The following is a 21,699-nucleotide window of genomic DNA, read 5'->3' on the forward strand; positions in this document are numbered from 1 at the left end:
GCGGTCCTACTGGTGGTCGAACTCGGCCTCGAATGCATCGATCTCCGACTGGTCCAAGTCGAGGAGGTCGACGTCAGCTGTGATGTCTCCACCCGCAACGGGGTCGTCCGCGCCCAGCTCCACGATCGTCGCGATGCCCGCGGGCGTGCGATGCTCGAACACCTCCCGCGAGCCGAAGACCATGCCGTCACGGCGGGCCCGCGCTGCCAGTTGCATCGAGAGAAGCGAATCCCCGCCCAGCTCGAAGAAGCTGTCGTCCGCACCGACACGTGGCAGACCGAGCACCTCGGCGAACAGATCGCACAGCATCCGTTCGACCTCCGTGACCGGCTCCCTGTCCGAGACGCGTCCGCTGAAGTCGGGTTCCGGCAACGCCTTGCGGTCGACCTTCCCGTTCGCCGTCAAGGGCAGCGCATCGAGCACCACCACCGCCGCCGGCACCATGTATTCCGGCAACCGGGCCGCCACGCCCTCGCGCACCGCGACGGCATCCACCGCGCTCTCCCCGGCGGCGGTCACATACGCCACCAGCCGTTCGCCGGCGCGGCTGGCGCGGACCACCGCCACCGCCTGCCCCACCGACTCCTGCGCCAGCAGGGCCGCCTCGACCTCACCGGGTTCGATGCGGAACCCCCGCACCTTCACCTGGTCATCCACACGGCCGACGAAGACCAATTCCCCTTCCGGGTTCCAGCGGACCAGGTCCCCGGTCCGGTACATCCGCTCACCGGAACCGAACGGATCGGCTACGAAGCGTGCCGCGGTCAGCCCCGCCCGTCCCAGATACCCCCGCGCCACACCCACGCCGGCTATGTACAACTCGCCCACCGCACCCGGTGGCACCGGACGCAGCCACGAGTCCAACACGAACGCCCGCGCGTTCGCGGTCGGATGGCCGACCGGCGGTATCTCATCACCGGGCGGTATGTCCGGGCCGATGGTCATGGCGATGGTGGCCTCGGTCGGCCCATAGGTGTTGATCATCCGTCGCCCGGGCGACCACCGGTGCACGAGTTCAGGAGGACACGCCGCCACACCCAGTACCAGGCACGGCAGTACCGTCTCGGGTACTGCGGGCACGGTGGCCAGCACGGGGGGCGGGATCAACGCATGGCTGATCTCCTGGCCGGCCAGTACCTCGGCCAGCTCTCCACCGGCCACAACACCCTCGGGCGGAACCACCAGTGCCGCGCCGCCACCGATCGCCATGAGCAGCTCCAGCACCGAGACATCGAAACTCGGCGATGCCAGCGCCAGGACCCGGCTCCGCGCGCTCAGATCCAGCCGCTCGGCCAGGCTGCGGGCCAGACTGGCCAGACCGGTGTGAGTGACCACAACGCCTTTGGGCTGCCCAGTGGAGCCGGAGGTGTAGATGACGTAGGCCGCGTTCTCGGGCACTGCCCGCGACCGCACAGCACCAGTGGGGTATTGGCTGACCTCGCGCACCACCGACTCGTCCACCACGACCGCCGGCCGCGCGTCGGCGAGGATGTAGTCGATGCGCGCCTGGGGGTAGTTCGCGTCGATGGGCAGCCAGGCCGCGCCGGCTTTGGTGACACCCAGCACGGCGACCACCAGTTCCAGGCAGCGAGGCAACATGATCGCGACCCGGTCCTCGGGTCCGACACCGTGATCGATGAGCCAGTGGGCGAACTGGTCTGCGCGGGCGTCGAGCTGGGCGTAGGTCAGCGACTGGTTCTCGAAGACTGCCGCAGTCGCCTCGGGGGTGGCGGCGACCTGCGCGGCGAACAACTCCGGCAGCGTCTGTGCGGGCACCTCCGCCGCAGTGTCGTTCCACGCCCCCAGCTGTTGCCGTTCGGAGTCCGTCAAGACCGGCACCATGGACAGCGGTAACTGCGGCGCGGCGATCAGGGTTTCGAGCACCTGCGTGAACCGGTCCAGCACGGCATCGGCTTGCGCGGCGGTGACCAGCGCCGGCTGGCGTTCCAGCCGCAGCCGCAGGCCGTTGTCCGGGATGGCCGTCAGAGCCAGGGGGTAGTGGGTGGAATCGGCGTCGGTCACACCCTGCACACGCAGCCGGTCCGGTTCCGCATCGGCAGCTCCGTCACCGATCGTGGCGGGCTTGGGGTAGTTCTCGTAGACGAAGAGGGTGTCGAACAGCTGCCCAAGTCCGGCGGCCTGCTGAATGTCGGTGAGCCCCAGGTGGTGATGGGGAAGCACCGCTGTCTGCTCGTCCTGCAAGCGCCGCACCAGCTCGGTGAAGGTGTGCTGCGGCCGCATCCGTACCCGGACCGGGACGGTGTTGATGAAGAGTCCGACCATGGTCTCGCTCCCGTCGAGCCCGGCCGAGCGTCCGGACACCACCGAGCCGAACACCACATCGTCGCGACCGGTCATCGCCGCCAGCACCACTCCCCACACCGCCTGCAGCAGTGTGCTGACCGTGACGCCGAACTCACGGGCCCGCGCCGTCAACGCCTCGAAGCACGCCTCGTCCAGTGCGGCCCAGATCTGTTCGGACATCTGGACCGGCATCGGCCGGTCCGCCGCGATCAGAGTCGGCTCCGGCAGGCCGGCCAGAGCGTTGCGCCACGCGGCCGTCGCGGCGTCCCGATCGGTCCGGCTCAGCCAGGCCAGGTACTGCCGGTACGGCGTCACCGGCGCCAGCGCGAGCGGATCCGCTCCGTTGCCGTACAGCTTGAACAGTTCATCCAGCAGCAGGTGTATCGACCAGCCGTCGAGCAGGATGTGATGAGAGGTCAGCACCAGCTGGTAACGGTCCGGTCCCACCGAGATCAGCACGAACCGCAGCAGCGGGGGGCGGGCCAGCTCGAACGGCCGTGCCCGTTCGGCCGCGGCCACCGCCACCGCCTCGGCCTGCGGATCCACCGATTGATCCACGTCCACCTGGGTCCATGGCACCTCCACGGTGCCAGCGATCACCTGGTGGGGGACCCCGGCGGCGCTGTGCCGGAATCCGGCCCGGAGATTGGCATGCCGGTCCAGCAGTCCGCGCACCGACTTCCGCAGCAGCTGTATGTCCAGCGGACCGGTCAGGTCCAGCACCGCCTGTGCGGTGTAGACATCGACGCCGTCGCCCACGTAGCCGGCGTGGAAGGCCAGCCCGTGCTGCAACGGGGAGAGCGGCAGCACCTCGGCCAGCCCACCGGTGCCCGCGTGTTCGGCCTCGAGGGCCTCGATCTCGTCCTGCTCCAGGTCGACGAGGCCGAAGTCGGACGCGGTGTGTCCGCCCGCGGCCGGATCGTCCGCCTGACGGGCCAACCCGGACAACATGTCCAGCCATTCCTGGCCCAGTCGTTCGATCTCGGCCTCGTCGAGCAGACCGTCCGGCCATTCCAGCGTGAGCGTCAGCTCCGGACCGTCCGGCCGGTCCTGGACGATCGCGTTGGCGTCCACCGCGTGCGGCAGATCCGTGCTCGCATCCATCGAACTGCCGATGTCCTCGGCCAACCGCCACGCCCGCACACCGTTGTGGTCACCGACAGCGAACCGGCCCAGGTAGTTGAACCCGATCCGGGGTGACGGCAATGCCGCCAGAATCGGCCCGGTCTCACCGTTGAGATAGCGCAGCAACCCGTAGCCGAGCCCGTCGCCGGGCACCGCCCGCGACTGCTCCTTGACCACCTTCAGCAGGCGTCCGGCCGCCGAACCACCGCACAGCACATCCGCCAGGTCGATCCCCGTCACATCCAGCCGCACCGGATGCACGCTGGTGAACCAGCCCACTGTCCTGGACACATCCATGCCGTCGACGGGATGACGGCCATGGCTCTCCACATCCACCAACAGCGCGTCCTCGCCGTGCCACCGCGCGACCGCGCCGGCCAGCCCGGCCAGCAGGACTTCATGCGCCCCGCAGTGGAACTCCCTGGGAGCCCGCCCGAGCAGCACCGATGTCTCCGCCTTCGGCGCGACCCACGACCGCGAGCGCACGGTACCGCCCGCGTCCCGGCCTGGGGTCAGCCCACGCGCACCGACCGGCCGGTCCTCCTGACCGACGATCGCCTTCCATGCCGCCAACTCGCCGACCCGCTCAGCGGAGAGAGCCCACTCCTCCAACAGGCCTGCCCACCGCCTGAACGACATCGCCACGGGTTCCACTTCCGGAGCCCGTCCGGCGGCCACCGCCTCGCAGGCGGCCTGCAGATCCGGCAGCAGGATGCGCCACGACACCCCGTCGACGGCCAGGTGATGTACCGCCACCACCACCCGTCCCGGCCGATCCGGCCCGCCGTCCACCCACACCGCCTGTACCACCACACCCGCCGCGGGATCGAGCCGTTCCACCGCCCCCCGGGCCGCGTCCTGCACGACCTCGTCCAGCCGACGTCCGGCAGCCGCTACGCGCGTGACCAAGGCGGACGGATCCACCGACCCTGGTTCACCCACCACCAACCGCCCCGGCTCCACCCGCACACGCAACATGTCATGCGCGTCCACCAGCGCCGCCAGCCCCGCCGCCAGCACGTCCTGCGTCAGATCCGGTGGCGCACCCACCACCGCCCACTGGGCAAACCCCGCCCCCACCACCCCGTTTCCCAGCATCCGCATGACCGGCGTCCATGCGACACCGCCCACACCATCGGCAGCGGGGGATGGATCGCTGTACGGCAGCGGCGATTGCGCCGCCAGCCGGGCGAGCCGCTCCGGCGTCCTGCACGCGAAGACATCCCGCGAGGTGAACGTCAGACCGGCATGCCGCGCCCGCGACGCCAGCTGCATCGAGAGGATCGAATCCCCACCCAGCTCGAAGAAGCTGTCGTCCGCACCGACCCGGTCGAGACCAAGCACCTCGGCGAAGAGGTCGCACAGCACCTGCTCGGCCTCCGTGGCCGGCTCCCGTCCCGCGGTCGCGGCGGCGAAATCGGGATCGGGCAGCGCACCCCGGTCGATCTTCCCGTTCGCCGTCACTGGCAGCGCGTCCAGCGCCATCACCGCCGCAGGCACCATGTGCTGAGGCAACCGGGAGGCAAGCCTTTCGCGCACCGCCCGCGGATCGACATCGCTCGGTGAAACGTAGGCAAGGAGTCGGTCCGCGCGGACGGTCACCGCGGCTTGGGAGACCCGTGGGTCGTCGGACAGGACAGACTCGATCTCGCCGGGTTCGATCCGGAACCCACGGACTTTGACCTGGTCATCGGCGCGCCCGGCGAACACCAACTCACCCTGGCTCGTCCAGTACGCCAGATCCCCCGTCCGGTACATCCGCTCACCAGGGGCGAACGGATCGGCCAGGAACCGCTCGGCCGTCAGCCCCGCGCGGCCCAGGTAGCCGCGTGCCAGCCCGACCCCGGCCACGTACAGCTCACCAGCGATCCCCGGCGGCAACGGAAGCAGGAACGCGTCGAGCACATAACAACGGCCCCCCGGGATCGGCGTCCCGACCGGGACCACATCCCGGCCCGCCGCCAACGGCGTACTCATCGCCGCGCATACCGTGGCCTCGGCCGGGCCATAGGCGTCGATCAGCCGCCGCCCCCGGGACCAGCGATCCACCAGGCTCGGCGGACAGGCCTCCCCCGCCACCACCACCGTCTGCAGCGCGTCCGGCAAGGCGTCGGCCGTGCCCAGCACCGACGGCGGAACCGTCACATGTGTGACCTGCCACCGTTCCAGCGCCTCCGCCAACGACACCTGCGGCGGCAGGTCCCGCGCCGGCGCCATGACCAGCGTCGCCCCCGACAACAATGCCATCAACACCTCCGACACCATGGCGTCGAAGCCCAGCGCCGCGAACTGCAGGACCCGTGACGAGGGCGACACACCGAACCGGTCGATCTGCGCCGCCGCCAGATTGCCGAGCCCCGCGTGGGAGACGACGACCCCCTTCGGAGCGCCCGTCGAGCCCGACGTATACATCACATACGCCGCGTCACCCGGACCCGCCTGCGGCAGCCCCGCCTCCGAGCCCCCCGCCAGATCGACCTCGTCGACCATCACCAGCCGGTCCACGAACTCCTCCGGCACCGCCGGCCGCGTCGTTCCCACACACACCACCGACACCGGATCGGCGTCGTCCAGCATCCACTTCACACGTTCGGCCGGATACGCCGGATCCACCGGAACGAAGGCACCGCCCGCCAATGACACGCCCAGTATTCCGACCAGCCACCACGACGACCGCTCCACCACCACGCCCACCCGGCGCTCCGGCCCGACCCCGCGAGCCCGCAGCACAGCGGCCAGTCCCACCGCCCGGTCCCACAACCCCCCGAACGACAGCTCACCCGCACCGTCCACTACCGCCACGTCGTTCGACCGCTCCTTCACCACCCGCCTCACCAAGGCCGGCAACGACTGCCCCGCCACCAACGCCGGGCCCGCGTCATGCGCATGGCCCGCGGCCACACCGACCCGCCCCACCAGTCCGGACGGATCGGCGACCAACGCGGCGAGCGCATCGACGAACCACTGCAGAGCCGACTCGGCAACGCTCTCCCGGATCTGCCCGCGCCAGTAGCTGAGCTGGATCCGGAAATGATCTCCCGGAATGATGCCGAGGGTCAGCGGATAGTGGGTCCCCTCGACCGTGCCCAGATACGTGAACCGGCCCGCGAAGTCGCGCGGATAGTTCTCGAACACCAGCAACGTGTCGAACGCCGCGCCGGAGCCGGCCGCCTTCTGGATCTCCGGCAGCCCCAGATGCTGATGCGGGATCAGGGCCGCCTGCCGGTGCTGCAACGCGGCGAGCATGTCCACAACCGACTGCCCGCCGTCCAGTGGCACCCGGACCGGCACCGTGTTCATCATGAGGCCCGGCATCGACTCCACACCCGGGAGCACCGCGGGACGGCAGGCGACCGTGGCGCCGAAGACCACATCGGTCCGCCGCAGAAGTCGCGCCAGGACCATCGCCCACGCACCCTGTACCACCGTGTTCAGCGTCAGCCCGTGGTCGCGGGCCAACCGCGTCAGCCGGGTGTGCAGATCCGTCGACAGATGGACGACGCGGTGGTCGTACTCCGCCGCAGGGGCCGCTGTCGCGACCAGCGCCGGCTCGTCCGTACCGGACAGCTCCGCCCGCCAGGCCGCACGTGCCGCATCCTTGTCCTGCCGGTCCAGCCAAGCCAGGTAATCCCGGTAGGAGGCCGAACCCGCCCGTTCGGGGAGCTGCCCGCCGGCCGTGTACGCCTCGGCCACCTCGTTGAGGATGACCGCCACCGACCAACCGTCGATCAGGGTGTGGTGAATGACGACCAGCAGGCGGTGCCGGTCCTCCGCGATCCGCACCAGCACCAGCCGGGCCAGCGGAGCCTCGGCGAGATCGAACCGCTTCTCCTGTTCCCGTTCGACCAGGGCGTCGACAGCCGCATCGACATCGCTCGCGCCCGTCAGATCCACCTCCTGCCACGGCAGGGTGACGTTCCGGTGGACGACCTGCACCGTCTTGCCCGACGGGAGTCGATGGAAGCTCGGTCGCAGCTGGGGGTGCCGGGCGAAAACCGCTTCCCACGTGGCCCGCAGCCGGGCCGCGTCCAGCGGTCCGTTCAGCTCCACGAGCCAGTGCACCTGGTAGATGTCGCGACCCTGATCACCGAGACCGTGACCATCGGGACCCTGATCATCGAGGGTCGACTGGAAGACCAGCCCCTCCTGGAGCGGTGCCAGCGGCCAGACCTCCTCCGCCTCCGGATCGGCGATCGCGGGCTCCGCCTCGTCCTGCGCGGTCAGAGCGATCAGCGGCCGGTCGACGGGGCGATCAGCCTGTACGGCACGCGCCACGGCCGCCAGCCGTGCGGGGGTCTGCTCCTTGAGGATCTGGGCGGGTGTCACCAGCAGCCCGGCTTTGAACGCACGTGCCGCCATGCGCATCGCGACGATCGAGTCCCCGCCCAACTGGATCAAGCCGTCGTCGACACCGACCCGCTCCTGGCCGAGCATCTCGGCGAAGAGATCGCACAGGACACGCTCCGCCTCGGTCACGGGTTCACGGCCGGTAGCGCTCGCCGCGAACTCGGGCGCGGGCAACGCCGCTCGGTCCACCTTGCCGTTGCCGGTAAGCGGCAGCGCGTCCATCACGATCACGGCGGTCGGCACCATGTACTCCGGCAGTTGCGCCGCGAGGCGCTCGCGGATGAGTTCGGGGTCCACGTCCCCATCCGCCACCACATAACCGATCGGGCGCCCGTCGACCGCCACGAGCACGGCGTCGTGGACGCCCGGCTGAGCCGTCAGCGCGGCCTCGATCTCGCCGGGCTCGATCCGGTACCCACGGATCTTCACCTGGTGATCGACCCGGCCCGCGAACAGCAGTTCACCGTCCACGGTCCACTGGGCGAGGTCCCCGGTCCGGTACATCCGCCTGCCCGTCACCTGGTCACCTCCCCCCTCGGAGGCGCTGTCGGGTGCGTACGGATCCGCCACGAACCGCTCCGCCGTCAGACCCGGCCGGTTCAGGTAGCCGTCCGCCAGACCGGCACCGGAGAGGTACAGCTCCCCGACCACACCCGGCCCCACGGGCCGAAGGAACTCGTCGAGCACCTGAGCCCGGCGGCCCGACAGCGACCGTCCGATCGGCAGCGTCGGACCCATCACGTCACCTGGTTCGAGCACATGCCACGTCGCCCACACGGTCGCTTCGGTCGGGCCGTACAGGTGCCGGATCCGCGCCCGGGGACAGGCCTCCCGCACCCTGTGCACCGCGTGCGCGGGCACCAGGTCGCCACCGGTCTGCACCTCACGGAGCCCCGCGAACGACTCCGGCGACTCCTCCGCCACCGCGCGGAAGTTCCCGGCGGTCAGATACGCCCTCGTCAACCCGGCCGCGACCAACTCCCGCAGGCGCCGGGCATCCACCGGCCCCGGCCCGGCGATCATCACACGGGCGCCCCACGCCAGCGGCACCCAGATCTCGAACATGGAAGCGTCGAAGGCGTACGGCGCGTGCATGAGGACCGCATCGCCGGGCTCCATCGCCCAGCCGGAACTCTCCACCAGCTCCACCAGGCTCCGATGCGGGACGGCCACCCCCTTCGGGGTGCCCGTCGAGCCGGAGGTGTACATCACGTAGGCCAGATCGCCCGGGCGCACCGTGACCGCCGCCGCATCGCACGCGCCCTCGTCCGTGCCAGCGTCCGCCTCGATGGGCTCGGTCCGCTCGGTCGGCTCGGTCCGCTCGGTCGGCTCGATCGACTCGATCCCGTCCGGTACGCCGTCGCGCGCCGCGGCTGAGCACACCATCAGGGAGACCCCTGCATCCGCCACCATGAACGCCACCCGCCGCGCCGGGTAGGCGGCGTCCACGGGCACGTACACCGCCCCCGCCTTCCATGCCGCGAGCAGCGCCACCAGCAGGTCGGCGGAACGGTCCATCATGACCGCGACGCGGTCGCCGCGGCGGACGCCCCGACGGACAAGGCGCCCGGCCAGCCGGCCCGCGTGCTGATCGAGTTGCCGGTACGTCAGAACCCGATCACCGTCGACGACGGCCACCGCATCGGGGGTCCGGTCCACGTGCGAGGCGAACAGCTCCAGCACCGTCGGTGTGGCTTGCGCTGTGGAATTCATCGTTCTCCTTCACGAACCGCCTGAGGCACCAGCCGGAGTGCGTTGTCCGGTCCGAGCCCGGTCCCGAGTCCGGCGGGCTCGGCGCCGTTGCCTGCCGGCTTGGCGAACTGCGTGCGATAGAGGTCGGCGTACAGGCCATCTGCGGCCAGCAACTCCTCGTGCGTCCCGTGTTCGCGGACTTGTCCGTTGTCGATCACGAGAATCTGGTCGGCCTCGCGGATCGTGGACAACCGGTGGGCGATCACCAGCGAGGTACGGCTGCGCAGGGCGACCTTGAGGGCCCGCTGGACGGCGGCCTCCGACTCGGAGTCCAGGTGCGCGGTGGCTTCGTCCAGCACGACGATCGAGGGTGCCTTCAGCAGCAGCCGGGCGATGGACAGCCGTTGCTTCTCCCCGCCCGACATGCGGTAGCCGCGATCGCCCGAGACGGTGTCGAGCCCACTGGGGAGGGAGGCGATCAGATCCCAGATCTGGGCCCCTTTGCATGCCTCGATCAGCTCGTCCTCGGTGGCGGTCGGGCGAGCGTAGAGAAGGTTCTCCCGGATCGTGTCGTGGAACAGGTAGGCATCCTGGCTGACCACCCCCACCGCTTCGCGGAGCGAGTCGAAGGTGAGGTCCCGCAGGTCGTGTCCGCCGACGCGAACGGTCCCGGAGTTCACGTCGTACAGCCGGGACACCAGGTGCGTGATGGTGCTCTTCCCCGCGCCGGACGGGCCGACCAGCGCGGTGAGGGTTCCGGCCCGCACGTGAAAGCTCACGTCGCGCAGGACGTCCGGCGTCACTTCCCCGCGCTCGCGATCGGTCCGCAGATGTTCCAAGGACGCCAGTGAGACCTCGTCCGCGGTGGGATAGCGGAACGACACATGCTCGAACTCGATGTCCGGCGGCACGTCTTTCGCGAGCGCGACCGCATCGGGGCTTTCCTGGATCAACGGCTTCAAGTCGAGCAGTTCGAAGACCCGGGAAAAGCTCACCACGATGGCCTGCGCGGTCTGCTGCATCCCGGACAGCTGGGTGATCGGCCCGAACAGTCGCTGGAGCAGGGTGGCGAGGGCGATCAGCGTGCCGAGCTGGAAAGTCCCGGCGAGCACGAGCCCGCCACCGACCCCGTAGACGAGCGCCGTGGCGAGCGAGGCCATCAGCGTCATCATGACGAAGGCACCCCGGCCCCAGACGGAGAGGTTCACGCCGATCGTGCGGATCTTCTTGGCACGATCGGCGAATTCGGCCATCTCCTCGTCCGGACGGCCGAAGAGCTTGGAGAGCATCGCCCCTTGTACGTTGAACCGCTCCTGGAGCCGTCCGCCGAGGCCGGCGTTCTCGTCCATCTGCCGTCGGGTGCGCCGCTGTATCTGCCGCCCCACGTGCACCCAGGGCACGATGAACAGCGGAACCAGCGCCAGCGTCATGAGGCCGACGAGCCACGACAGGTAGAACAGCTCGGCCAGCACCACCAGGGCCATGACCGCACTGGTGGCCGCCATCAGCAAGCCGGTGAACTGCTGCTGCACCATGACCAGTTCGGTGTGCAGCCGACCGACCAGCACCCCCGTCTGGGTGCGGGTGAAGAACGCGAGCGGCTGCCGCCGGACGTGGTCGAGCGCCTGCACCCGGAGGTCGTGGGTGACCCCCTGCCCGATCCGCCCGGAGATGTAGGCGGACACCAGCGACAACACCGCGCCCAGCACGGCGAGCCCCGCGGCCAGGCACGCCGTCGAGATCACGACCCCGCGGTCGTTCTTGACGATGCCGTTGTCGACGAGCTCCCTCAAGAGCAAAGGAGTGGTGGCGACGGCGAACGCCTCCAATGCGGCGACAGCAATGAAGAGCGCCACCGTGCGGATGTGCGGGCGAAAGTAGGCGAGGACTCTGCGCACCGTCCCCGGGTGTATGTCGGTGTGCCAGGGATCGGGGTCCTCATCACTCTTCTTCATGCCCTGGAAGCGCAACACCATCTCCACGCAGGTGCCCCTCTCATACAACGCACGAAGTCAGCGAATCCCAATCGTGCTGAATCACGTCGATGTCCACGAGTGAGTCCAACTGAGGACTTCGGGCACTTGGACGCAGCGACCGGCGTCTGTGCCGCACGACCGCCGCGGCGCGAGGGACCACTGCGATCACCCTCTCGACCCAGGGCTCGTCGGCTTGCCGCCCGGTCGGGCCTCACTTCCTTGCGACGACGCAACTGGCCACAGGGTAGGCCGGGTGGTAGGTGCTCAATTCCAGGGCGTCGAGTTCCTCGGCCGCGACACCCATGAGCGACGCGATGACACTCATCGGATTTCCGTACTGGTACACGGTCTGTTCGGACCAGGCGCCGAACATCTCCCGCAACGCTGCCGGGAATGGTCGCCAGTAGTCCTCGGGCGCGCCGTGCAGTCGTTGGGCGCTGGGAACCATGCAGTACGCTCTTCCGCCCTTTCGCAGCCATTGCCACATGTTGTCGACCACCTGCCACGGGCGCGCGGTGTGCTCCAGAACGTTGAAGGCGATGATGGCGTCAAGGGAGTCCGCCGGGATGATTCCTGGGTCCGCCGCGTCACCGACCAGAGAGACTCCCGGGGCCTCTCTGATGTCCAGACCGCGGTATCCGGAAGTACGGGTGAAACCGTAGACGTCCTTATTTCCGTCATTTCCGCCGATCTCCACAACATTTCCTTGAACGAGATCACGGATTTCGGCGATGAACTGGTTCAGGTAGTGACGGTCGATGGGGGTGCCCCGGGATATTCCGAAATCCGGGCAGATCGGCGTCAGCCTGCGCAGCTGGCCCCAGTCGAGCTCACCGACCGACGGCACCAGGAGGCCACGTTCCTGCAGTTCCGTGAAGAGCCCGCGAAAATTCGCGGTTTCGAGATCGTGGCTCAGGTTTCGCCGCATTCCCAGCGCCCGCAGCACCTGCCGGGTCGAACGGCTCTGTGCGGTCAGGTCCGCCGCCGGGGCCATCTTCCGATCATCGCGCACGATGACAGAGCCACGCTGGGCGCGTATCGAGCAGGTGTTCCCGCTGTAGCTGAGCTCATCCACAGCGGCTTGCGCGTCGACCGCCAGCGGGGCCCTCCGCACCGCGGTGAACTGGGCTTCCGCCGCTGCGACATCATGCTCGTGGAGCATGATGTCCAGGATGAGCAGCATATCCAGGGAGAGTGGAAAGCCCTCCTCCCCGTTGGCCGCACCCCCCTTTACGCACATCCGGTCGGGTTGGGCGGACAGCGTCACTGTGGAGGTGAACAGTCCGTTCTCTGACATTGTGCATCCGCTCCTCGCTGTTTTTCCGACACCGTTTCTCCGGACGAGCGAATGAACGCATAGGAACGTCGCCCCGCAGGAAAATTACCCGTCCCGAGTTCATGGTACTTTCGTCATACACTGATCCACAAAGACGCATTCTTGGTCCAACTGCTGAATCAGGTCAATGGCCACGAGTGAGTCCAACTGAAGAATTCTGCCACTTGGACGCGGCCGGCCCGCGGTGGCCTTCCCTGCGCCTCCGCCGACGTCACCGTCTTCACCCGAGGGTGTGGGCCGCCATGCCGGCGGTGAGCGTGGCGCCGTCGGCCGGGTCTATCAGGATGAACGATCCGGTGCGGCGGGAAGCGGCGTAGTCGTCGACCGGCACCGGCTCCGCGGTGCGGAGCACCACCTCACCGATGTCATTGACCACGAGTCGTCCCGGGTCCGGCTGCTGGGACAGGTCGGCCAGGGTGAGCCGGGAGTCGATGGCCTTGACCTTGGCGGTGACCGTACGCGTGCCGTGTCGCAGCAGTACCCGGTCGCCCTCGGTGAGCGGTGTGTCCGCGAGGTGGCACACCGTTGCGGTGATCTCGTTGGTCAGCGTGGGCGGCTGGTCGGACGGGGCGATCACGTCGCCGCGGGAGACGTCCAGGTCGTCTGCGAGGCGCATCGTGATCGACTGCGGAGCCCAGGCGATCTCGGCGGCCTCGCCGAGGACGTCGATCGCGGCGATCGTGGTGGTACGTCCCGAGGGCAGAACGGTGACCTGCTGCCCGACGTGGAAGAGGCCGGATGCGATCTTTCCGGCGTAGCCGCGGTAGTCCGGGTGCTCCGCGGTCTGCGGTCGGATGACGTACTGCACGGGGAAACGGGCCACTCGACGGCGCGGGTCGTGGTCGATGTGCACGGACTCCAGGTGCTCCAGCACGGTGGGGCCGGCGAACCAGCTCATCCGGGCGCTGGGCTCGACGACGTTGTCGCCGTGGAGTGCGGAGATGGGGATGGCCGTCACCGCGGGCACACCCAGGCGGGTGGCGTAGTCGACGAAGTCCGCGGCGACCGTGGCGAAGACGTCCTCGTCGTACGCGACCAGGTCCATCTTGTTGACGGCGAGGACCACGTGCGGGACGCGCAGGAGGCCGGCGATGGCGGCGTGCCGGCGGGTCTGCTCCACCACGCCTGTACGGGCGTCGATCAGGATGATCGCGAGTTCGGCCGTAGAGGCTCCGGTGACCATGTTGCGGGTGTACTGCACGTGGCCGGGGGTGTCGGCGAGGATGAAGCGCCTGGCAGCGGTGCCGAAGTAGCGGTAGGCGACATCGATGGTGATGCCCTGTTCGCGCTCGGCGCGCAGGCCGTCCGTAAGCAGCGCCAGGTCCAGTCCCTCCTTTCCGCGGCTCCTCGATGCGCGCTCAATGGTGCGGAGTTGGTCGGCGAGGACCGACTTGGAATCGTGCAGCAGCCGGCCGACCAGCGTGGACTTGCCGTCGTCCACGCTTCCGGCGGTGGCCAGGCGCAGAAGTGAGATGCCGTTCATGGTCAGAAGTAGCCTTCGCGCTTGCGGTCTTCCATCGCGGTCTCCGAGAGGCGGTCGTCGGCGCGGGTGGCTCCGCGCTCGGTCAGCCGGGAGGCGGCGATCTCGGTCACGATCTTTTCGACGGTGTCGGCACGGGAGTCGACGGCACCGGTGCAGGACATGTCGCCGACAGTGCGGTAGCGGACGAGGCGGGTCTCGGCGGTCTCGCCGCGTCTCGGGCCGCCCCAGTCGCCGGCGGCCAGCCACATCCCGTCGCGACGGAACACCTCACGCTTGTGCGCGTAGTAGATCGACGGGAGTTCGATCTTCTCGCGGGCGATGTACTGCCAGATGTCCAGCTCGGTGAAGTTGGACAGTGGGAAGACGCGGACATGTTCGCCGGGGGCGTGCCGGCCGTTGTACAGGTGCCACAGCTCCGGACGCTGCCGGCGCGGGTCCCAGCCGCCGAACTCGTCCCGCAGGCTGAACACCCGTTCCTTCGCGCGGGCCTTCTCCTCGTCCCGTCGCCCACCGCCGAAGACGGCGTCGAACCGCGCGGTCTCGATGGCGTTCAGAAGCGGCACCGTCTGCAGCAGGTTGCGGCTGCCGTCCGGGCGCTCGCGCAGCCTGCCACTGTCGATGAACTTCTGCACCGAGGCCACGTCCAGGCGGAGGTTGTGCTCCGCCACCACTCGGTCGCGATACCTCAGCACCTCCGGGAAGTTGTGCCCGGTGTCGACGTGCAGGAGCGCGAACGGCAGCGGGGCCGGGGCCATGGCCTTCAGTGCCAGGTGCAGCATGACGATGGAGTCCTTGCCGCCGGAGAACAGCAGCACCGGCCGTGCGAACTCCCCTGCCACTTCCCGGAATACGTGCACCGCTTCCGACTCCAGGACATCGAGGTGCTCCAGGTCGAACGCGTCACTCATGCCGGCCCCCGTCCAGGGTCTCCGGTCAGCCACCCGGTGGCACCGTGGTCCAACGGGGCGGTGCGGGTTCGTCGTTCGGTATCGGACATGAAGACTCCCAGGGGGTGGCACGGTCATGCGCGCATCCGGCAGTCGGACCCGCCTCCAGGGGGAGTGAACGGCGCCTCCCACTGCGGCCGTACGGTTCCGGGCGTCTACGCGGTGCGGGCGGTCTGCAGTGCGGCGGCCCGATCGGCGCGTTCGAGCCGGCCATCGTTGTCCTGGGTGCGGCCATTGGCCGGCCCTCGAAGCGCGAACAGAGCATATCCATTGCTGCCTCATGGAGCTTCTTGTCCAGCGGAGCCGTGCATTTCGTCGGCATATCGAAAACTGGATACGGGCCGACAACATCGCGCCCGCTCAACTGGAGGCATGAAGGAATCGCACATCATCCCGCATAGGCCCCGTGACCGGCTGTTCGCCGTACTTGCCGTGGTGCTCGCCGTGCTCCTGCTGCCCGTCGCGTTCGTCCGCCATCCCGGCCGGGCCCGCGAATGGGCCTGCCACTGGGCGTTGGGGATCCGGTTTCCGGCCGAAAATCTCACCGGGCTCACCTACGGTGCCAGGGCGGCGTTCACCGCTGCACGCGCTGAGGCGTTCTGGCGTCACGGGCAGCTCATTGGCCTCACCTCCGGATACCGCGACCCCCTCGTCCAGCAGCGGCTGTTCGACGAGGAGGTGAGTCGCGTCGGCTCACCGGCCGCGGCCCGGATGCTTGTGCTGCCACCGGCGGAATCCAGGCACGTCAAAGGCACCGCGCTGGATGTGCGCCCGTACGAAGGCGCGCGCTGGCTCGAGGAGCACGGTGCCCGCTACGGCCTCCACCTCATCTACGACAACGAGTGGTGGCACTTCGAGTACCGCCCGGACGTCGGCTTGCAGGCTACGGAGGGGATCGATGCTCTCCCGAATCCGCAAGCGGCATCAACGTGCTGAATCGCGCCGTAAGACGCGATTATTCTGCGGCCAAACTGGTCGCCCAGTTCTCCAGGCATTCCGCGAACCCGGTCCAGACCTGCGCGTGCTCTCTGGCGAACTCGGCGATCACGTTGTACAAGTGCGGCGGGACGCGGTGCAGGATCCTTTCCCACTCCTGCCCGTCGATGGAGTGCATGGCGAGCATGCGCAACAGAATGCGGCCGGTCTCGCTCAGCCGCAACGCCGGATCGGCCTTGAGGCGCTCCAGCGTCACGAGGCGGTCTCGATCCACGGCGCGGCCGAAGCCCGTTTCCGTGCGATGCAGTGGACGCGACTCGGTTCGTAACTTCAGGCTTCCGTCCGGGACCGGGCTCTCACCACGCTCGAGCCGGCCGCGCACGTCCCGGACCGTCTCCGGGGAGATGCCGACCTGATGGGCGACCTGCCGGAGCGAAAGACCCGGGTCGCTGCGGATGAGCTCGGCAGCGTGTCTCCTGCGCCCCGAGCCGTCGGCCGGACGGATGCGTCCATCCCTGCCGATCCTTGCTTCGGTTCCATTGTCGCCGCCGCGTCTGCGCAGGTCCGCCACGGTACCGGCGGAGATGCCGGTCGCCGAGGCCACCCGCCGGTCGGACCACTGCGGATGCGTCCCGATGATGTGCACGGCAGCACGCTTGCGATCAGCGAGCGAGAGCGGCAGACCGTGCCGTATGTTCGCCTCGACGGCCAGGACGAAGGCGTCCGCTTCAGTGCCGTCGACGAGCCTTGCCACGATCTTTGTATCGCCTCTGAGTCGCGCCACCTTCAACCGGTGCAGGCCGTCGACCACCCGCATCGTCGGTCGGTGGACGAGAATGGGCGGCAGTGCTCCCTCTGTCGACAACAATGTCTCGACGTGCTCCGGATCCTCTCCTGAGGTTCGAGGCGAGGATACGGAAGACAGCCGGGACAACTCGATTTCGACGACAGGGAGAGCGACCATGTCAACGCTTGTCGGATCCACCTGAACTCTCCCTTTCGGGTCTCTACTTCGTCGGCGATGTTGCGGTGCGGTACGGAATTCGCCATTGCCACTATTTACCCGTTCGGTGCCTGTGGTGCAGACGGAGTTTCCTGCCTCAAAGCCCGGGCCGAAGCGCGAGGGCGCGGCCGGACGAGCTGCCGAGCTGAAGCGGACCGATGGGCCTCCCAGGTCCCGGGCCCGCTGGAGATGGGCCCGCTGATGTGGGTGTCAACGCGCCTTCGGCGCCCCAGTGGAACGCTGGTGACAGTAGCAGCGCCGCGCGACGGCAGTCAACGGAGATATAAATGTAAACTCCCTCTACTCTTACGTGAGTTGATGGTCACTACGCTCGGCAGCCCACAGCCCGGGGCAACGCAGCGGCATCACGCGCACGGACCGCGCTAACTGCGGCTGCAGCCACCGTTCACCGATGCGGCGACGACCGGTGAATACGCGAAGGCTCGTGCGATCTGTGACAGCCAAACGGCCTCGCTGACCAGATCGTCGCCCCCGTACAGTTCGGAGGGGACGGGGTGGCCAGTACTGGCACCTGAAGCCGGAACGGGGGCTCCGTTCGTTTTGGCCCTGAGCGCCGCCTTCAGCTGGGCTGCCTCAACCACCGCCCGAAGGTCGTTGCCGGTGAGGCCGGCCTCTTCGCCCAGTTCGGCTGTCCGCATTGCTGTTTCAGGACTCATGTAGGGGCGCAGCGCGATCTGTCCATCACGGATCTCGATGGTCCGGCGATACAGACGGTAGTTCAGATTGGCCATGACCGAAGCCGGAGAATGCAATACGATCTCGGGCAGTTCTTGATGCATCGCCAGCCATAGGGGGGAAAGGCTGCGGTAGGTGCGGTAGTTGTTCCACCAGGTATTCAGGGTCGACAGGCGGGGGCCCCAGGACGGCATGGTGAGACCACCGACCACGAGTGGTATGCCGATCCCTGCACCAAGCACCGTCACCAGCTCCCACTCCAACGGGTGGAGGCCGAATTGCACGCTGACCACGGCCGACGCTCGACTGACGAAATTGACCGAATAGACCACTGCGCCTACAGCGGTCAGGCGCAGGCCGCGGCGCAGCCATGGCTCTTCCGCGACCACGGCATATCTCCAGCACAGGCGGACGATCTCGACGAGCGCCACCAGCAGGGCGCCTACGTAGATGAGCGAGTAGGCAGCTACCACGGGCCGGTGAACGTTCTGCAGAAGAAAGTGCGCCGAGCGTTCCTGCGACTCGGCCGAGGCCATGATCCACAGCGCCAGCATGGCCAGCATCATGAGCGCGGCGATACCGAGCCGCCATTGAGCCCTCGGCCATGCCTGTTCGGGTGGGTGCGCCCAGAACAGGAGGACAACGAGTAGTGCGGCACTGAAGGCCACGCCACCGAGGACGTGTATGGCCAGCGCCGTCACGTCGGATATGCCTAGATGCTCGTCGACGGCCAGGGAGACCGCGGGGGTCGCGAGCGCGAAGGCCAACCCCTTCAGGAAGAGAGCGGCCAGTAACGCGAGCAGCCCTGGATCACATCGACCCGATCTCAGGGAGCGGCACCTGTAGAAGAACGCCGCCCAGCACAATAAGGCAAGTAAAGGGTATAAGACACTCTTGGCTCCGGTCACAGCAACTCCGAGGCAGGTAAATTAGCGGCCGGTCGCCTTCAGTCCACCAATAAGCGTTGCACCCTTCGCACGGCCTCGTCGACCTCCGGCACGGCCTGGTTCAGTCCTGACGGCGACCGGTGGACACCCTGGAGAATCAGTGAGGCGATCATTTCGGCCTCCTTTTCTTCCGGGGTGTTGTAATAGGTGCGCTGCAGCACTCGCTCGATCATATTCGGGCTCAAGGTCGGCATGAGCCGGCGCGTTATATCGTTGTTCACATCCGTGAGGCGGACATGGCCACACAGAAGATGGCCGAGCTCGTGGACAATGATGTGCTCCTGGTGGAGCGGACTGGCCTGTTTCTCATAGAAGATGTAGTCGGTGCTGGCCGTGGATATCCACAGCCCGCAGGGACTGCCTGCCGGCATCGCGATGGCCATCAACTGAATGGGACGGCCCTGCCGTTGTGCAACGCTCTGAATCAACGTGTGCACGTCGAACGGGCTCGGTATCTCCAACTTGCGGATGAGAGCCTTGCACCGCCGCTGTAAGCCGCCCAGTTTCACGCACCCTCTCCGTTTCTCTCGTCAGGCACTGCACCACCAGGTAAGGACGGCAAGTTTCCGTCCTGGTGGCCTCGTTCTGCTGAGCGGTGATCCGGCGCGTCCTGCTGCAGGCCCTCCAGTTCACGGACCCGCTCGATCACCTCGCCGATCGAGCGCAGACTCTTGGACGACAAGCCGGCCGCTCTGAGCGCGACGCTCTGCACGCCTGCATCCTTGAGCGCGACGAGCAGCCCCAGGTCCGCGTCGACGTCCGCTGCCACCTGGTCATCGAAGAAGTACGCGGCGGGCACTCCGAAGAAATCCGCGATCGCCTGCAGATGACGGATGGTGGGGTTGTCCCGCTGGCCTTTACGCAGCAGCCAGACGTAGCTGCCGGAGATCGACACCCCGCTTGCCGTGATGGCCTGGGCCACTTCCTCCGTGCCGTAAGGCTCACGTCCGGGTGGGACGACCGTCCGGAACAAGTGCTCCAGTTTGTCGGCCAGCGTGCGCCCCGCCGGACCGCGCCCGCTGTCCATGTCCGTCTCCCTTCTGGTGTTTCTCGCCCGCACCGCCGATCCTCAACTAGCGTAGGGGAAGCCCCCTTTGTGGTCCATCGTGAGTCGAACGAGCCCGGGCGGACCGCGAGAGTCGGCGTAGCCGCCCGCCGAACTACGCGAGCGCGGCGGCGACCTCGTCGAGGCACGCCCCGCGGGAAGCCTTGACGAGTACCACGTCGCCGGTGTCGAGATGACCGCGCAGCCAGTCGACGGCCGCGTCGTTGCCGGCCAGCACCACTGACCGTTCGCCCGCGCCGTCGGCGATCGGCCGGGCGGCTTCGCCGACCGCGACCACCGTGTCGGCCCGGGCGCCGGCGTACGCCCCGACGGCGCGGTGCTCCGCCTCGCTGCCGTCGCCGAGTTCGAGCATCGCGCCGAGGACGGCGATACGACGCCCGCCCTCGATCACCTCCAGCGCGTCCAGGGCGGCGCGCGCCGAGGTGTCGGCGGTGCGCAGTGTGAAGGACGGCCGGCCGAGCCGGTCAAGGGTCCGGTCGAGCACGCGTACGTCGGCGTGCTCGGCACGCCCGAAGGTGAGCACCGGGCCGTCGGTGAGCGCGCGCATCGCGACCACCCGGGGATCGTCGGCGTTGAGAACGGCGGTGCCGCCGGGCGCCGGCCCCCGCACCAGTTCGCTCTTGGCCTCGGCGATGGCGGCGCGCGACCCGAACTCGCCGAGATGGGCCAGACCGACGTTGAGGACGACAGCGATATCGGGCGCGACGAGGCCGGTGAGGGCGGCGATGTCGCCGACATGACGGGCTCCCATCTCAAGGACGAGGAACTGGGTGCCCATCTCGGCGCGCACCATGGTGAGCGGTACGCCGAGCTCGTTGTTGAGCGAGCCGGCCGTGGCAACCGTCGGCGCGGCGCTCGACAGCACGGCCGTCAGCAGGTCCTTGGTGCTGGTCTTACCCTGCGAGCCGGTCAGGCAACCGACCGCAACGACGTGCGAGCCGTGATCCTCTACGGCGGCGAGAAGGTCTTCGCGGCCGGCGCGGACATCAAAGAGATGCAGGTCATGGACCACACGGCCATGGTCAAGCGGTCCCGCCCGCTCCAGGACTCCTACACTGCGGTCGCCCGCATCCCCAAGCCGGTCGTCGCCGCGATCACCGGCTAAGCGCTCGGCGGCGGCTGCGAACTCGCGCTCTGCGCCGACTACCGGATCGCCGCGGACAACGCCAAGCTCGGCCAGCCCGAGATCCTGCTCGGCCTCATCCCCGGCGCGGGTGGCACCCAGCGCCTCTCCCGCCTCATCGGCCCTTCCAAGGCCAAGGACCTCATCTTCACCGGCCGCATGGTGAAGGCGGACGAAGCGCTCCGGCTCGGCCTCGTCGACCGTGTCGTCCCGGCCGACGAGGTGTACGAGCAGGCACACGCCTGGGCTGCCAAGCTCGCCCAAGGCCCCGCGATCGCACTGCGCGCGGCGAAGGAGTCGATCGACCAGGGGCTGGAGACGGACATGGACACCGGCCTCGCCATCGAACGCACCTGGTTCACGGGCCTGTTCGCGACGGAGGACCACGAGCGCGGCATACGCGGCTTCGTCGAGGAGGGCCCAGGCAACGCGACGTTCCGCTGAGAGCTCCTCGTGCACGCGACTGGAAGGACAAACGCCCACAGGCAGCGGCAGACAAGTCGAGCTGCACACAGGGGTCCGTTCCCCGGGGTCCTCACGAACCCCAGCCTGACGGCCATCCATCTAGTACTCCAGCAGTACTTCGTGGCTTGACCTGGGGAAACGTCGAGCGGTGGGAGTGTAGCGGGCGGGAAGTCGTCACGGACGGCTTCGGCCCGCACGCCCCTCGAAGGAGTGCCCCCGACGTCGGTAGTGGCAGCGGCGGGCCACCGCTTGG

General features: G+C 68.4%; 10 protein-coding genes and 2 pseudogenes. 2 read left to right on the plus strand and 10 right to left on the minus strand.

Going from position 1 to position 21,699, the window contains the following annotated elements; all coding sequences use genetic code 11:
- Positions 1-6: 6 nt before the first annotated feature.
- The 5 genes from OHA11_RS00335 to cysD all read right to left on the minus strand — a co-directional run bounded on the left by OHA11_RS00335 (position 7) and on the right by cysD (position 15,171).
- The gene (locus OHA11_RS00335) at positions 7-9,489 is read right to left on the minus strand and encodes a non-ribosomal peptide synthetase (protein ID WP_266490780.1); all 9,483 of its coding nucleotides are present in this window, start codon (positions 9,487-9,489) and stop codon (positions 7-9) included.
- Positions 9,486-11,444 carry an ABC transporter ATP-binding protein gene (locus OHA11_RS00340; protein WP_266506832.1) on the minus strand — a complete coding sequence of 653 codons (1,959 nt, stop codon included), beginning with the start codon at positions 11,442-11,444 and terminating at the stop codon, positions 9,486-9,488. Before OHA11_RS00340 ends, OHA11_RS00335 begins: the two co-directional genes overlap by 4 nt.
- 211 nt (positions 11,445-11,655) lie before the next feature.
- The gene (locus OHA11_RS00345; protein WP_266490781.1) at positions 11,656-12,741 is read right to left on the minus strand and encodes a methyltransferase domain-containing protein; all 1,086 of its coding nucleotides are present in this window, start codon (positions 12,739-12,741) and stop codon (positions 11,656-11,658) included.
- Between the two features lie 259 nt (positions 12,742-13,000).
- Positions 13,001-14,263 carry a sulfate adenylyltransferase subunit 1 gene (locus tag OHA11_RS00350; RefSeq protein WP_266490782.1) on the minus strand — a complete coding sequence of 421 codons (1,263 nt, stop codon included), beginning with the start codon at positions 14,261-14,263 and terminating at the stop codon, positions 13,001-13,003.
- A gap of 2 nt (positions 14,264-14,265) precedes the next feature.
- Complete coding sequence (gene cysD / locus OHA11_RS00355) at positions 14,266-15,171, minus strand: sulfate adenylyltransferase subunit CysD (RefSeq protein WP_266490783.1); 906 nt, start codon at positions 15,169-15,171, stop codon at positions 14,266-14,268.
- Positions 15,172-15,582: 411 nt separating this feature from the next.
- Between cysD and vanY-N the strand changes: the two genes are divergently transcribed.
- Positions 15,583-16,146: a D,D-peptidase/D,D-carboxypeptidase VanY-N gene (vanY-N, locus tag OHA11_RS00360; protein WP_266490784.1), complete on the plus strand. Its 564-nt coding sequence runs from the start codon at positions 15,583-15,585 to the stop codon at positions 16,144-16,146.
- Between the two features lie 19 nt (positions 16,147-16,165).
- Here the strand turns inward: vanY-N and OHA11_RS00365 are convergent, their stop codons facing one another.
- The 5 genes and pseudogenes from OHA11_RS00365 to murF all read right to left on the minus strand — a co-directional run.
- A complete protein-coding gene (locus OHA11_RS00365; RefSeq protein ID WP_266490785.1) occupies positions 16,166-17,131 on the minus strand; it encodes a ParB N-terminal domain-containing protein in 966 nt (321 codons plus the stop codon).
- Between the two features lie 401 nt (positions 17,132-17,532).
- Positions 17,533-18,753: an MAB_1171c family putative transporter gene (locus OHA11_RS00370; protein ID WP_323186499.1), complete on the minus strand. Its 1,221-nt coding sequence runs from the start codon at positions 18,751-18,753 to the stop codon at positions 17,533-17,535.
- Positions 18,754-18,791: 38 nt separating this feature from the next.
- Positions 18,792-19,301 (minus strand): ImmA/IrrE family metallo-endopeptidase, encoded by a 510-nt coding sequence (locus tag OHA11_RS00375; RefSeq protein WP_266490787.1) that lies wholly within the window; start codon positions 19,299-19,301, stop codon positions 18,792-18,794.
- Complete coding sequence (locus OHA11_RS00380) at positions 19,298-19,819, minus strand: helix-turn-helix domain-containing protein (RefSeq protein WP_266490788.1); 522 nt, start codon at positions 19,817-19,819, stop codon at positions 19,298-19,300. Before OHA11_RS00380 ends, OHA11_RS00375 begins: the two co-directional genes overlap by 4 nt.
- A 133-nt stretch (positions 19,820-19,952) precedes the next feature.
- A pseudogene (murF, locus tag OHA11_RS00385) lies at positions 19,953-20,771 on the minus strand (UDP-N-acetylmuramoyl-tripeptide--D-alanyl-D-alanine ligase); the annotation flags it as partial.
- Between murF and OHA11_RS00390 the strand changes: the two are divergent.
- Positions 20,769-21,425 (plus strand): annotated as a pseudogene (locus OHA11_RS00390) (enoyl-CoA hydratase/isomerase family protein); the annotation flags it as partial. The pseudogenes murF and OHA11_RS00390 overlap by 3 nt on opposite strands.
- Positions 21,426-21,699: the final 274 nt, after the last annotated feature.

Source organism: Streptomyces sp. NBC_00878, assembly GCF_026341515.1.
Taxonomy (GTDB): Bacteria; Actinomycetota; Actinomycetes; order Streptomycetales; family Streptomycetaceae; genus Streptomyces.